The sequence below is a fragment of the Enterobacter cloacae complex sp. IR5412 genome (assembly GCF_049237385.1).
Lineage (GTDB): Bacteria > Pseudomonadota > Gammaproteobacteria > Enterobacterales > Enterobacteriaceae > Enterobacter > Enterobacter intestinihominis.
In genome coordinates this window covers 552,769-566,494 of the sequence record NZ_JBMKHQ010000001.1, presented here as the reverse complement: position 1 = coordinate 566,494, position 13,726 = coordinate 552,769, and the positions used below count along the sequence as shown (strand labels likewise).

General features: G+C 55.5%; 12 protein-coding genes. All 12 read left to right on the top strand.

Annotated features, from left to right (window positions below):
- The first annotated feature begins 260 nt into the window (after nt 1–260).
- The 12 genes from lrhA to nuoL all read left to right on the top strand — a co-directional run bounded on the left by lrhA (nt 261) and on the right by nuoL (nt 13,701).
- On the top strand, nt 261–1,199 hold the full coding sequence (gene lrhA, locus ACOTX2_RS02675) for a transcriptional regulator LrhA (protein ID WP_032622483.1): 939 nt from the start codon (nt 261–263) through the stop codon (nt 1,197–1,199).
- Between the two features lie 631 nt (nt 1,200–1,830).
- Nucleotides 1,831–2,271 (top strand): NADH-quinone oxidoreductase subunit NuoA, encoded by a 441-nt coding sequence (gene nuoA, locus ACOTX2_RS02670; protein WP_003861475.1) that lies wholly within the window; start codon nt 1,831–1,833, stop codon nt 2,269–2,271.
- Nucleotides 2,272–2,286: 15 nt separating this feature from the next.
- Nucleotides 2,287–2,961 carry an NADH-quinone oxidoreductase subunit NuoB gene (gene nuoB / locus ACOTX2_RS02665; RefSeq protein ID WP_003861482.1) on the top strand — a complete coding sequence of 225 codons (675 nt, stop codon included), beginning with the start codon at nt 2,287–2,289 and terminating at the stop codon, nt 2,959–2,961.
- 89 nt (nt 2,962–3,050) lie between these two features.
- Complete coding sequence (nuoC, locus tag ACOTX2_RS02660; protein ID WP_003861484.1) at nt 3,051–4,853, top strand: NADH-quinone oxidoreductase subunit C/D; 1,803 nt, start codon at nt 3,051–3,053, stop codon at nt 4,851–4,853.
- A 2-nt stretch (nt 4,854–4,855) separates the two neighbouring features.
- The gene (nuoE, locus tag ACOTX2_RS02655) at nt 4,856–5,356 is read left to right on the top strand and encodes an NADH-quinone oxidoreductase subunit NuoE (protein ID WP_063147688.1); all 501 of its coding nucleotides are present in this window, start codon (nt 4,856–4,858) and stop codon (nt 5,354–5,356) included.
- On the top strand, nt 5,353–6,690 hold the full coding sequence (nuoF, locus tag ACOTX2_RS02650) for an NADH-quinone oxidoreductase subunit NuoF (protein WP_006811381.1): 1,338 nt from the start codon (nt 5,353–5,355) through the stop codon (nt 6,688–6,690). Before nuoE ends, nuoF begins: the two co-directional genes overlap by 4 nt.
- 54 nt (nt 6,691–6,744) lie before the next feature.
- On the top strand, nt 6,745–9,468 hold the full coding sequence (nuoG, locus tag ACOTX2_RS02645; protein WP_023300626.1) for an NADH-quinone oxidoreductase subunit NuoG: 2,724 nt from the start codon (nt 6,745–6,747) through the stop codon (nt 9,466–9,468).
- Entirely contained in the window at nt 9,465–10,442 is a 978-nt protein-coding gene (gene nuoH / locus ACOTX2_RS02640) for an NADH-quinone oxidoreductase subunit NuoH (protein WP_022648828.1), read from the top strand. The genes nuoG and nuoH overlap by 4 nt, the downstream gene beginning before the upstream one ends.
- Nucleotides 10,443–10,456: 14 nt before the next feature.
- Nucleotides 10,457–10,999: an NADH-quinone oxidoreductase subunit NuoI gene (gene nuoI / locus ACOTX2_RS02635; RefSeq protein ID WP_003861491.1), complete on the top strand. Its 543-nt coding sequence runs from the start codon at nt 10,457–10,459 to the stop codon at nt 10,997–10,999.
- Nucleotides 11,000–11,009: 10 nt separating this feature from the next.
- Nucleotides 11,010–11,564, top strand: a complete 555-nt coding sequence (gene nuoJ, locus ACOTX2_RS02630) for an NADH-quinone oxidoreductase subunit J (protein ID WP_006176507.1) — start codon at nt 11,010–11,012, stop codon at nt 11,562–11,564.
- The gene (gene nuoK / locus ACOTX2_RS02625; protein ID WP_006176506.1) at nt 11,561–11,863 is read left to right on the top strand and encodes an NADH-quinone oxidoreductase subunit NuoK; all 303 of its coding nucleotides are present in this window, start codon (nt 11,561–11,563) and stop codon (nt 11,861–11,863) included. The genes nuoJ and nuoK overlap by 4 nt, the downstream gene beginning before the upstream one ends.
- Nucleotides 11,860–13,701, top strand: a complete 1,842-nt coding sequence (gene nuoL, locus ACOTX2_RS02620) for an NADH-quinone oxidoreductase subunit L (protein WP_023300625.1) — start codon at nt 11,860–11,862, stop codon at nt 13,699–13,701. Before nuoK ends, nuoL begins: the two co-directional genes overlap by 4 nt.
- Nucleotides 13,702–13,726 lie beyond the last annotated feature (25 nt).

Genomic DNA, 13,726 nt, shown 5'->3' with positions numbered 1-13,726 from the left:
TATAGATGGCAGAAAACATGTCTTACTCTTAATGGAATTTACATCTACCTTCAGATAACGAAATATCCTGAACGCAAGAGAATAAAAATAACGTCATGAAACGTGATTTCTGACTGTTGATATACCAAAGTACAATAACTATCTGTCAGGCAGTCTGCCGGGCCGGGACGCGAGGGAAACTCTTCAGAAGGAATTGCTTAACTGTTACACACAGCTTCAACCCGGGCAGCTCCGCACGAGCAACCTGAAAGTGAAAAGATATGATAAATGCAAATCGTCCGATAATGAATCTCGACCTCGATCTGCTGAGAACGTTTGTTGCGGTCGCCGATCTCAACACTTTTGCAGCAGCTGCTGCCGCCGTTTGCCGTACCCAGTCCGCCGTGAGTCAGCAAATGCAGCGGCTGGAACAACTGGTTGGTAAAGAGCTTTTTGCGCGTCATGGACGTAATAAGCTTTTAACAGAACATGGTATTCAGCTTCTGGGTTATGCCAGAAAGATACTGCGCTTTAATGATGAAGCCTGTATGTCTTTAATGTTTAGCAACCTTCAGGGAGTGTTAACATTAGGGGCGTCAGATGAATCAGCAGATACCATTTTGCCCTTCCTTCTCAACCGAATTAGCTCGGTTTATCCGAAGCTTGCCCTGGACGTTAGCGTTAAACGCAATGCCTTCATGGTTGAGATGCTGAAAGAAAACGAGGTTGACCTGGTGGTCACCACGCATCGACCTGGCCAGTATGACTGCCTGACGCTGCGTACTTCTCCTACGCACTGGTACTGTGCCGCGGAGTACGTATTGCAAAAAGGTGAGCCAATACCCCTGGTCCTGCTGGACGATCCTAGTCCGTTCCGCGATATGGTGCTGACTGCGCTCAACGAAGCCAGTATTCCGTGGCGCCTGGCGTACGTTGCGTCAACGTTGCCTGCGGTACGAGCGGCAGTGAAGGCCGGACTTGGCGTAACAGCCCGTCCGGTGGAGATGATGAGCCCCGATCTGCGTGTGCTGGGTCAATCTGAGGGACTCCCGTCGTTGCCGGATACGGAGTACCTGCTGTGCCATAATGCCGCCAGCAACAACGAGCTAGCGAAAGTGGTATTCGAGGCAATGGAAAACTACCACAATCCATGGCAGTACGCGCCTGTTACTCCGGAAGGAGGGGATGACTCCCTGATTGTGGAAAGGGATTTTGAGTGATCATTCCCCCAAAATTCTCGTAACAAAATGTAAGTGCAAAAAAGAGCCACTCGCATGATTTTTTCCTGCGAGTGGTTTTTTTTGCTATTCATAACCGCGAACGGAGCAGGGTTAAAGCAAATACCGCTTATTTATCAATGCAGAAAATGCTTTTGGTTAAGTTGTAAACGATACCTCTTCTAACTTGCCTAATACCCCGCCGATGTTAAAAAAACAGGAAATATGTTGCTGTTTTTTTGATTGAATTAACAAAAGCGTGTCTCAGATCAAGAAAATACTCCCATTTGGGGGGAGGAATCGTTGGCAAATCCTGTCAAAATAGGAGGGTTATTTTTTTTACTTCCAAAACGGACACGATTCAACAAGATGCATTTGACGTAAAGTCATGTACCCACCAGGGTTAAAGGGCACCAAATGTTAATGAGAATCGCACGTTGTAATTTAATGTGAAGAAACCTTTGTTAAAGTTGACAAAAGGTTATAGAAAGGAGTAAAAAACCCCATCATTTTGCTGTCTATGTCTCATTTCTGACAGTTAGTGTAAGGTTATTTTGTTCCTCCCCATGAATCGATGTGATGCCCATCTGCCAGCAAGAGCAGTGTCGTCGGTATCACTTTTGATGAGTAAGCAATGAGTATGTCAACATCCACAGAAGTCATCGCTCATCACTGGGCATTCGCAATCTTTCTTATTGTAGCCATTGGCCTGTGCTGCCTGATGTTAGTCGGCGGCTGGTTCCTGGGCGGTCGCGCCCGCGCAAGGCACAAAAACACACCTTTCGAATCAGGTATTGATTCAGTAGGTACCGCTCGCTTACGCCTGTCTGCCAAGTTCTACCTGGTAGCCATGTTCTTCGTCATTTTCGACGTGGAAGCGCTTTACCTCTTCGCGTGGTCTACCTCCATTCGCGAAAGTGGTTGGGTGGGCTTTGTCGAGGCCGCAATTTTCATTTTAGTGTTACTGGCCGGTCTGGTTTATCTGGTGCGTATTGGCGCGCTGGACTGGACACCTGTGCGTTCACGCCGTGAACACATCAACCCGGAAAACAGTATCTCTAATCGTCAGCAGTAACAGCGAGGCAATAAGATGGATTATACGCTCACCCGCATAGATCCTAACGGTGAGAATGACCGTTACCCCCTGCAAAAACAGGAGATCGTAACCGACCCCCTGGAGCAAGAAGTCAACAAAAGCGTGTACATGGGCAAGCTCGAACATGCCATGCACGATATGGTCAACTGGGGTCGTAAGAACTCCATCTGGCCATACAACTTTGGCCTTTCTTGCTGCTACGTTGAAATGGTGACGTCATTCACTGCGGTGCATGACGTTGCGCGTTTTGGGGCCGAGGTACTGCGTGCTTCTCCACGTCAGGCTGACCTGATGGTGGTGGCCGGGACCTGCTTTACCAAGATGGCACCGGTTATTCAGCGTCTTTATGACCAGATGCTGGAGCCAAAATGGGTAATCTCCATGGGCGCATGTGCAAACTCCGGCGGTATGTACGACATTTATTCCGTTGTGCAGGGCGTTGATAAGTTCATTCCGGTGGATGTGTACATCCCGGGCTGCCCGCCGCGTCCAGAGGCCTATATGCAGGCGCTGATGCTGCTGCAGGAGTCAATCGGTAAAGAACGCCGTCCGCTCTCCTGGGTTGTCGGCGATCAAGGTGTCTATCGCGCGAACATGCAGTCTGAGCGCGAGCGTAAACGTGGTGAACGTATTGCCGTCACCAACCTGCGTACGCCTGACGAAATTTAATTTGCGCCTGTGGGCCTGGAGAACACCTTCGCATATCACTACTCAAATAGCGCGAAGCCAGGCTTAACAGTCACCACGGACCATTTGCAATGGTGAACAATATGACCGACTTAACCGCGCAAGAAGCCGCCTGGCAGACCCGGGATCATCTCGATGACCCCGTCATTGGCGAACTGCGCAACCGTTTTGGGCCGGATGCCTTTACTGTTCAGGCCACCCGCACCGGGGTACCCGTTGTTTGGGTGAAGCGTGAGCAATTACTGGAAGTTGTCGATTTCCTCAAGAAATTGCCAAAACCTTACGTCATGCTGTTTGACTTACACGGCATGGACGAACGTCTGAGAACGCACCGCCAGGGTCTCCCTGCTGCGGATTTTTCCGTTTTCTACCACCTGATCTCAATAGACCGCAACACGGATATCATGCTCAAGGTGGCATTGTCTGAAAACGACATGCATCTGCCGACGATCACCAAACTTTTCCCAAACGCTAACTGGTACGAGCGTGAAACCTGGGAAATGTTCGGCATGACCTTCGACGGCCACCCCCATCTGACGCGCATCATGATGCCGCAGACCTGGACCGGCCACCCGCTGCGTAAAGACTACCCGGCACGCGCCACCGAATTCGACCCGTTTGAGCTGACCAAAGCCAAGCAGGATCTGGAGATGGAAGCGCTGACCTTCAAGCCGGAAGACTGGGGCATGAAGCGCGGCACCGAAAACGAGGACTTCATGTTCCTTAACCTCGGTCCAAACCACCCGTCTGCGCACGGTGCATTCCGTATTATTCTTCAGCTTGACGGCGAAGAGATTGTCGACTGCGTGCCTGACATTGGCTACCACCACCGTGGTGCCGAGAAGATGGGTGAGCGTCAGTCCTGGCACAGCTACATTCCGTATACTGACCGTATCGAATACCTCGGCGGCTGCGTAAACGAGATGCCATACGTGCTGGCCGTTGAGAAACTGGCAGGCATCACCGTCCCGGATCGCGTTAACGTGATTCGCGTGATGCTGTCTGAACTGTTCCGTATTAACAGCCACCTGCTGTACATCTCCACGTTCATTCAGGACGTCGGCGCGATGACGCCGGTCTTCTTCGCCTTTACCGACCGTCAGAAAATCTACGATCTGGTGGAAGCGATTACCGGTTTCCGTATGCACCCGGCCTGGTTCCGCATCGGCGGCGTGGCGCACGATCTGCCGCGCGGCTGGGACCGCCTGCTGCGTGAATTCCTCGACTGGATGCCGAAACGTCTGGCGTCTTACGAGAAAGCCGCGCTGCGTAACTCCATCCTGAAAGGCCGCTCCCAGGGCGTTGCCGCCTACGGCGCGAAAGAGGCGCTGGAGTGGGGAACCACAGGTGCTGGCCTGCGTGCGACCGGTATTGATTTCGACGTGCGTAAAGCCCGTCCTTACTCTGGCTACGAGAACTTCGACTTTGAAGTCCCGGTTGGCGGCGGCGTTTCCGACTGCTACACCCGCGTGATGCTGAAAGTGGAAGAGCTGCGCCAGAGCCTGCGCATCCTTGAGCAGTGCCTCAACAACATGCCGGAAGGCCCGTTCAAGGCGGATCACCCGCTGACGACGCCGCCACCGAAAGAGCGCACGCTGCAACATATCGAAACCCTGATCACCCACTTCTTGCAGGTTTCCTGGGGCCCGGTCATGCCGGCACAAGAATCCTTCCAGATGATTGAAGCGACCAAGGGTATCAACAGCTACTACCTCACCAGCGACGGCAGCACCATGAGCTACCGTACCCGCGTGCGTACGCCAAGCTTTGCGCACCTGCAGCAGATCCCGGCCGCTATTCGCGGCAGTCTGGTCTCCGACCTGATTGTGTATCTGGGTAGTATCGATTTTGTTATGTCAGATGTGGACCGCTAATTATGCACGAGAATCAACAACCACAAACCGAGGCTTTTGAGCTGAGTGAAGCAGAGCGTGCCGCCATTGAGCACGAGATGCACCACTACGAAGACCCGCGTGCGGCGTCCATTGAAGCGCTGAAAATCGTACAGAAACAGCGTGGTTGGGTGCCGGATGGGGCGATCTATGAGATCGCAAAATTGCTGGGCATTCCGGCAAGTGACGTAGAAGGCGTAGCCACGTTCTACAGCCAGATCTTCCGTCAGCCGGTCGGCCGCCATGTGATCCGCTACTGTGACAGCGTTGTCTGCCACATTACCGGTTATCAGGGCATTCAGGCTGCGATTGAGAAGAAACTTAATATTAAGCCGGGCCAGACCACGTTCGACGGACGCTTTACCCTGCTGCCAACCTGCTGCCTGGGTAACTGCGACAAGGGACCGACCATGATGATTGATGAGGACACTCACAGCCATCTGACGCCGGAAGCGATTCCTGACCTGCTGGAGCAGTACAAATGAAAACTGTAATTCGTACTGCTGAGACGCATCCGCTGACCTGGCGTCTGCGTGATGACAAACAGCCGGTCTGGCTCGACGAATATCAGAGCAAAAACGGCTATGCCGGTGCGCGTAAAGCCCTCGGCGGCATGGCGCCAGACGACATCGTTAATGCGGTAAAAGATTCTGGCCTGAAAGGGCGCGGCGGTGCGGGCTTCTCCACCGGTCTGAAGTGGAGCCTGATGCCGAAAGATGAATCCATGAACATCCGTTACCTGCTGTGTAACGCCGATGAAATGGAGCCGGGTACCTATAAAGACCGCCTGCTGATGGAACAGCTGCCGCACCTGCTGGTGGAAGGCATGCTGATCTCCGCGTTCGCGCTGAAAGCGTACCGTGGCTACATCTTCCTGCGCGGTGAATACATCGAAGCGGCTGAAAACCTGCGTCGCGCGATTGCCGAAGCCACTGAAGCCGGACTGCTGGGTAAAAACATCCTGGGCACCGGGTTTGACTTCGAGCTGTTCGTGCACACCGGTGCCGGGCGTTATATCTGCGGTGAAGAAACCGCGCTGATTAACTCCCTGGAAGGCCGCCGCGCGAACCCGCGCTCCAAGCCACCGTTCCCGGCAAGCTCCGGCGTGTGGGGTAAACCGACCTGTGTAAACAACGTCGAAACCCTGTGTAACGTTCCGGCTATCCTTGCGAACGGCGTGGAGTGGTATCAGGGCATCTCATCAAGTAAAGATGCCGGTACCAAGCTGATGGGCTTCTCCGGTCGCGTGAAGAATCCTGGCGTCTGGGAGCTGCCGTTCGGCACCACCGCACGTGAAATTCTTGAAGACTACGCCGGCGGTATGCGCGATGGCCTGAAATTCAAAGCCTGGCAGCCGGGTGGGGCAGGGACAGACTTCTTAACCGAAGCCCACCTTGACCTGCCAATGGAGTTCGAAAGCATTGGTAAAGCAGGCAGCCGTCTGGGTACCGCGCTGGCGATGGCCGTCGACCACGAGATCGGCATGGTATCCCTGGTGCGTAACCTGGAAGAGTTCTTCGCCCGCGAGTCCTGCGGCTGGTGTACACCATGCCGTGACGGTCTGCCGTGGAGCGTGAAGATCCTGCGCGCTATCGAACGTGGCGAAGGCCAGCCTGGCGATATCGAGACACTTGAGCAACTGTGTCGATTCTTAGGGCCAGGTAAAACCTTCTGTGCCCATGCACCGGGTGCCGTCGAGCCGCTGCAGAGCGCGATTAAATATTTCCGCGACGAATTCGAAGCAGGCATCAAGCAGCCGTTCAGCAATACCCATTCTATCAATGGTATTCAGCCGAACCTGCTGAAAGCACGCTGGTAAAAACAGAATTTTGATTAACGCTCGGTTTCGGCCGAGCCAACTGGAAGCATGCTAATGGCTACGATTCATGTAGACGGCAAAGAATACGAAGTCAACGGGGCGGACAACCTGCTGGAAGCTTGTCTGTCTCTTGGCCTCGATATTCCGTACTTTTGCTGGCATCCGGCGCTGGGCAGCGTCGGTGCTTGCCGCCAGTGTGCGGTGAAGCAATATCAAAACGCGGAAGACACGCGTGGTCGACTGGTGATGTCCTGTATGACGCCAGCCACCGAAGGCACTTTTATTTCGATTGATGACGAAGAAGCCAAACAGTTCCGCGAAAGCGTAGTGGAGTGGTTGATGACCAACCACCCACACGACTGTCCGGTGTGTGAGGAGGGTGGTAACTGCCACCTTCAGGATATGACCGTCATGACTGGTCACAGCTTCCGTCGCTATCGCTTTACCAAGCGTACTCACCGAAATCAGGATCTGGGGCCGTTCATCTCTCACGAAATGAACCGCTGCATCGCCTGCTACCGCTGCGTGCGTTACTACAAAGATTATGCAGACGGTCAGGATCTGGGCGTGTATGGCGCGCATGACAACGTTTACTTCGGTCGTCCGGAAGACGGTACGCTTGAAAGCGAATTCTCCGGTAACCTGGTAGAAATCTGCCCGACCGGCGTGTTCACGGATAAAACCCACTCCGAGCGTTACAACCGTAAATGGGACATGCAGTTTGCGCCAAGCATCTGCCAGCAGTGCTCCCTCGGCTGTAACACCAGCCCGGGTGAACGTTACGGTGAACTGCGTCGTATCGAAAACCGTTACAACGGTACCGTTAATCACTACTTCCTCTGCGATCGCGGTCGTTTTGGCTATGGCTATGTGAACCTGAAAGACCGTCCGCGTCAGCCGGTTCAGCGCCGTGGCGACGACGTCATTACCCTCAACGCTGAACAGGCGATGCAGGGCGCGGCAGATATTCTGCGCCAGTCGAAGAAAGTGATCGGCATCGGCTCCCCGCGCGCCAGCATCGAAAGCAACTTCGCGCTGCGTGAGCTGGTTGGGGCGGAAAACTTCTATACCGGTATCGCCCATGGCGAGCAGGAACGTCTGCAACTGGTGCTGAAAGTGCTGCGTGAAGGCGGTGTACACACGCCTGCGCTGCGCGAAATCGAATCCTATGATGCGGTTCTGGTGCTCGGGGAAGACCTGACGCAGACCGGCGCACGCGCGGCTCTGGCGGTTCGTCAGGCGGTGAAGGGTAAAGCACGTGAAATGGCAGCGGCGCAGAAAGTGGCTGACTGGCAGATTGCGGCGATCCTCAACATCGGCCAGCGCGCGAAGCATCCTCTGTTTGTGACTAACGTCGACAACACCCGTCTGGACGATATCGCCGCGTGGACCTACTGCGCACCGGTTGAAGATCAGGCTCGCCTCGGCTTTGCCATTGCCCACGCGCTGGACAGCAACTCGCCGGCCGTTGAACTGGATCGCGACCTGCAGAACAAGGTCGACGTGATTGTTCAGGCGCTGGCGGGGGCGAAGAAACCACTGATCATTTCCGGTACCAACGCCGGTAGCGCTGAAATCATTCAGGCCGCAGCGAACGTTGCCAAAGCCCTGAAGGGCCGTGGCGCTGACGTCGGTGTGACCATGATTGCCCGTGCGGTGAACAGCATCGGACTGGGCATGATTGGCGGCGGCTCGCTGGAAGAAGCGTTAAGCGAACTGGAATCCGGTTCTGCTGATGCGGTGGTAGTGCTGGAAAATGACCTGCATCGCCACGCTTCCGCCGCTCGCGTTGACGCCGCGCTCTCCAAAGCACCGCTGGTGATGGTTATCGACCATCAGCGCACCGCGATCATGGACAAAGCACACCTGGTGCTCTCTGCTGCAAGCTTCGCAGAAAGCGACGGGACGGTGATCAACAACGAAGGCCGCGCACAGCGCTTCTTCCAGGTTTATGACCCGGCCTACTACGACAGCAACACCGTGATGCTGGAAAGCTGGCGCTGGCTGCACTCTCTGCACAGCACCGTGCAGAGCCGTGAAGTGGACTGGACGCAGCTCGACCACGTTATCGACGCGGTTGTTGAGAAACTGCCTCAGCTGGCGGGCATTAAAGACGCCGCGCCTGACGCAAGCTTCCGTATTCGCGGCCAGAAACTGGCGCGTGAGCCGCACCGCTACAGCGGTCGTACTGCGATGCGTGCCAATATCAGCGTGCACGAACCGCGTCAGCCGCAGGATAAAGACACCATGTTCGCCTTCTCGATGGAAGGGAACAACCAGCCGTCTGCGCCGCGTTCGCAAATCCCATTTGCATGGGCACCGGGCTGGAACTCCCCGCAGGCATGGAACAAATTCCAGGCTGAAGTGGGTGGTCATCTGCGCCACGGCGATCCGGGCGTGCGTCTGATTGAAGCCTCCGAAACCGATCTGGACTTCTTCTCTACCGTTCCGGAACGTTTCCAGGCTCAGGAAGGCCACTGGCGTATTGCGCCGTACTACCATCTGTTCGGTAGCGACGAAATGTCCCAGCGTTCTCCGGTATTCCAGCAGCGTATGCCGCAGCCGTACATCAAGCTCAACCCGGCGGATGCCGCGAAGCTTGGCGTTAACGCGGGTGCGAACATTGCCTTTAGCTACGACGGCCAGACAATCAGCCTGCCGCTGATTATTTCTGAAAGCCTGTCAGCAGGGCAGGTGGGTCTGCCTATGGGTATGCCTGGCATCGCGCCGGTCCTGGCGGGTGCGCATCTTGATAACCTTCAGGAGGCAAAAGCATGAGTTGGTTAACGCCGGATCTTATCGACATCCTGCTGAGCATTCTGAAAGCGGTCGTCATTCTGCTGGTGGTCGTCACCTGCGGCGCGTTCATGAGCTTTGGTGAACGTCGTCTGCTCGGTCTGTTCCAGAACCGTTACGGACCGAACCGCGTGGGCTGGGGTGGTTCACTCCAGCTGGTGGCGGACATGATCAAGATGTTCTTTAAAGAGGACTGGGTTCCGCGCTTCTCGGACCGCGTGATCTTTACGCTGGCGCCGATGATCGCCTTTACCTCGCTGCTGCTGGCGTTTGCTATCGTTCCCGTCAGCCCGACCTGGGTGGTGGCTGACCTGAACATCGGCATTCTGTTCTTCCTGATGATGGCAGGCCTCGCGGTGTACGCGGTGCTGTTCGCAGGCTGGTCCAGTAACAACAAATACTCGCTGCTGGGTGCGATGCGTGCTTCCGCGCAGACGCTGAGCTACGAAGTGTTCCTGGGGCTCTCCCTGATGGGCGTGGTGGCGCAGGCCGGTTCATTCAACATGACCGACATCGTCAACAACCAGGCCGACATCTGGAACGTTATCCCGCAGTTCTTTGGTTTTGTGACCTTTGCTATCGCGGGCGTGGCGGTGTGTCACCGTCACCCGTTTGACCAGCCAGAAGCCGAACAGGAACTGGCCGACGGTTACCACATTGAATATTCCGGTATGAAATTCGGTCTGTTCTTCGTGGGCGAGTACATCGGTATCGTCACCATTTCCGCGTTGATGGTAACGCTGTTCTTTGGTGGCTGGCATGGCCCGTTCTTACCGCCGTTCATCTGGTTCGCGCTGAAAACCGCGTTCTTCATGATGATGTTCATTTTGATTCGTGCGTCCTTACCGCGTCCGCGTTATGACCAGGTAATGTCCTTCGGCTGGAAAGTGTGCCTGCCGCTGACGCTCGTCAACTTGTTGGTAACGGCGGCTGTCATTCTCTGGCAGCAGCCATAAGGGGCTTTGAGATCATGACCTTAAAAGAATTACTCGTAGGCTTTGGCACCCAGGTACGCAGTATCTGGATGATCGGCTTGCACGCGTTTGCCAAACGCGAAACCCGGATGTATCCGGAAGAGCCGGTATATCTGCCGCCGCGCTACCGTGGCCGTATCGTGCTGACGCGCGACCCGGACGGTTCCGAGCGCTGCGTAGCCTGTAACCTGTGTGCGGTAGCGTGTCCGGTAGGCTGTATCTCTCTGCAGAAAGCCGAGACGGTGGACGGCCGCTGGTACCCTGAGTTCTTCCGCATCAACTTCTCACGCTGCATTTTCTGCGGTCTGTGTGAAGAAGCGTGCCCAACCACGGCGATTCAGCTGACTCCAGACTTCGAGCTGGGTGAGTACAAGCGTCAGGACCTGGTGTACGAGAAAGAGGATCTGCTGATTTCCGGTCCGGGCAAATACCCGGAATATAACTTCTACCGGATGGCGGGTATGGCAATCGACGGCAAAGATAAGGGCGAAGCAGAGAACGAAGCTAAGCCTATCGACGTCAAGAGCCTGTTACCGTAAGGAGAGGGCAATGGAATTCGCTTTTTATATCTGTGGCCTTATCGCCATCCTGGCTACGCTGCGAGTGATCACGCACACCAATCCGGTGCATGCGTTGCTGTATTTAATCATTTCGCTGCTGGCTATTTCCGGGGTGTTCTTTGCGCTGGGCGCGCATTTTGCCGGTGCGCTGGAAATTATCGTCTACGCGGGTGCCATTATGGTGCTGTTCGTGTTCGTGGTGATGATGCTCAACCTGGGCGGCTCTGAAATTGAGCAGGAACGTCAATGGTTAAAACCGCAGGTGTGGATTGGCCCGGCAATTTTGTCGGCCATCATGCTGGTGGTGATTGTTTACGCTATTCTGGGCGTTAACGACCAGGGCATTGACGGCACGCCAATCAGCGCCAAGGCTGTTGGTATTGCGCTGTTTGGTCCGTACGTTCTGGCGGTTGAACTGGCCTCTATGCTGCTGCTGGCGGGCCTGGTTGTTGCCTTCCACGTCGGTCGCGAAGAACGTGTTGGTGAGGTGCTGAGCAACCGCACTGATGACCGTGCGAAAAGAAAAACGGAGGAGCGCGCATGATCCCCTTAACACATGGACTGATCCTCGCTGCGATTTTGTTCGTTCTGGGCTTAACCGGTCTGGTTATCCGCCGCAATCTGCTGTTTATGCTGATCGGTCTGGAAATCATGATCAACGCTTCCGCGCTGGCCTTTGTGGTCGCCGGTAGCTACTGGGGCCAGGCCGACGGTCAGGTGATGTACATTCTCGCCATCAGCCTCGCGGCTGCCGAAGCGAGTATTGGCCTGGCGCTGTTGCTGCAGCTCCATCGTCGCCGCCAGAACCTGAACATCGATTCAGTAAGTGAGTTGCGTGGATGAACATGCTTGCCTTAACCATTATTTTTCCGCTGATTGGCTTCGTGCTGCTGGCATTTTCTCGCGGCCGCTGGTCTGAGAATCTGTCTGCCACCGTGGGCATTGGCTCAATCGGTCTGGCTGCGCTGGTGACAGCGTATGCGGGTATCGATTTCTTTAACAATGGACGTCAGGCCTATAGCGTGCCGCTGTGGAACTGGATGTCGGTCGGTAACTTCAACATCGGTTTCAACCTGGTGCTGGATGGTCTGTCTCTGACCATGCTCTCCGTGGTCACCGGCGTCGGCTTCCTGATCCACATGTTCGCCTCCTGGTACATGCGCGGTGAAGAGGGATACTCCCGCTTCTTCGCCTACACCAACCTGTTTATCGCCAGCATGGTGGTTCTGGTGCTGGCCGATAACCTGCTGCTGATGTATCTGGGCTGGGAAGGCGTGGGTCTGTGCTCTTACCTGCTGATCGGTTTCTACTACACCGATCCGAAGAATGGCGCAGCGGCCATGAAAGCGTTCGTCGTGACCCGTGTGGGTGACGTCTTCCTCGCTTTCGCGCTGTTCATTCTCTACAACGAACTGGGCACGCTGAACTTCCGCGAAATGGTGGAACTGGCGCCAGCGCACTTCGAAGCAGGCAACAACATGCTGTGGTGGGCAACGCTGATGCTGCTGGGTGGTGCTGTGGGTAAATCCGCACAGCTGCCGTTGCAGACATGGCTTGCCGACGCGATGGCGGGTCCAACCCCTGTCTCCGCGCTGATCCACGCTGCGACCATGGTCACCGCCGGTGTCTACCTGATTGCGCGTACCCATGGCCTGTTCCTGATGACCCCGGAAATTCTGCATCTGGTGGGTATCGTCGGTGCGGTTACGCTGGTGCTGGCAGGCTTTGCCGCACTGGTGCAGACCGACATCAAACGCGTTCTCGCGTACTCCACCATGAGCCAGATTGGTTACATGTTCCTGGCGCTGGGCGTTCAGGCGTGGGACGCAGCCATTTTCCACCTGATGACGCACGCGTTCTTTAAAGCGCTGCTGTTCCTCTCATCCGGTTCGGTGATCCTGGCCTGCCACCACGAGCAGAATATCTTCAAAATGGGCGGACTGCGTAAGTCCATCCCGCTGGTCTATATCTGCTTCCTGGTAGGCGGCGCGGCGCTGGCGGCACTGCCGCTGATTACCGCAGGCTTCTTCAGTAAGGATGAAATCCTGGCGGGCGCCATGGCGAATGGTCATATCAATCTGATGGTTGCGGGTCTGGTCGGTGCGTTTATGACCTCCCTGTACACCTTCCGTATGATTTTCATCGTCTTCCACGGTAAAGAACAAATTCACGCCCACGCAGGGAAGGGGATTACCCACCACCTGCCGCTGATTGTGCTGCTGGTACTCTCCACCTTCGTTGGCGCGATGATTGTGCCACCGTTGCAGGGCGTACTGCCGGCAACAACCGAGCTTGAGCACGGTCGCGTTCTGACGCTTGAAATCACCTCCGGCGTTGTGGCTATCGCGGGCATCCTGATTGCCGCATGGCTGTGGCTGGGCAAACGCACGCTGGTGACTGCCGTTGCCAACAGCGCGCCGGGCCGTCTGCTGGGCACCTGGTGGTACAACGCATGGGGCTTCGACTGGCTGTACGACATGATCTTCGTGAAGCCGTTCCTGGGCATTGCGTGGCTGTTGAAGCGCGATCCGCTGAACAGCCTGATGAATATCCCGGCGATCCTCTCTCGCTTTGCAGGTAAAGGCCTGCTGTACAGCGAGAACGGCTATCTGCGCTGGTATGTGGCATCCATGAGCATCGGTGCGGTTGTCGTGCTGGCGCTGCTGATGGTGTTGCGATAGTGGTTTTTGCCCGGTGGCGCTGCGC

Bases quoted from the DNA above. Each gene is read 5' to 3' on its own strand.
- lrhA (WP_032622483.1), top strand. From the start codon at position 261: ATGATAAATGCAAATCGTCCGATAATGAATCTCGACCTCGATCTGCTG.
- nuoA (WP_003861475.1), top strand. From the start codon at position 1,831: ATGAGTATGTCAACATCCACAGAAGTCATCGCTCATCACTGGGCATTC.
- nuoB (WP_003861482.1), top strand. From the start codon at position 2,287: ATGGATTATACGCTCACCCGCATAGATCCTAACGGTGAGAATGACCGT.
- nuoC (WP_003861484.1), top strand. From the start codon at position 3,051: ATGGTGAACAATATGACCGACTTAACCGCGCAAGAAGCCGCCTGGCAG.
- nuoE (WP_063147688.1), top strand. From the start codon at position 4,856: ATGCACGAGAATCAACAACCACAAACCGAGGCTTTTGAGCTGAGTGAA.
- nuoF (WP_006811381.1), top strand. From the start codon at position 5,353: ATGAAAACTGTAATTCGTACTGCTGAGACGCATCCGCTGACCTGGCGT.
- nuoG (WP_023300626.1), top strand. From the start codon at position 6,745: ATGGCTACGATTCATGTAGACGGCAAAGAATACGAAGTCAACGGGGCG.
- nuoH (WP_022648828.1), top strand. From the start codon at position 9,465: ATGAGTTGGTTAACGCCGGATCTTATCGACATCCTGCTGAGCATTCTG.
- nuoI (WP_003861491.1), top strand. From the start codon at position 10,457: ATGACCTTAAAAGAATTACTCGTAGGCTTTGGCACCCAGGTACGCAGT.
- nuoJ (WP_006176507.1), top strand. From the start codon at position 11,010: ATGGAATTCGCTTTTTATATCTGTGGCCTTATCGCCATCCTGGCTACG.
- nuoK (WP_006176506.1), top strand. From the start codon at position 11,561: ATGATCCCCTTAACACATGGACTGATCCTCGCTGCGATTTTGTTCGTT.
- nuoL (WP_023300625.1), top strand. From the start codon at position 11,860: ATGAACATGCTTGCCTTAACCATTATTTTTCCGCTGATTGGCTTCGTG.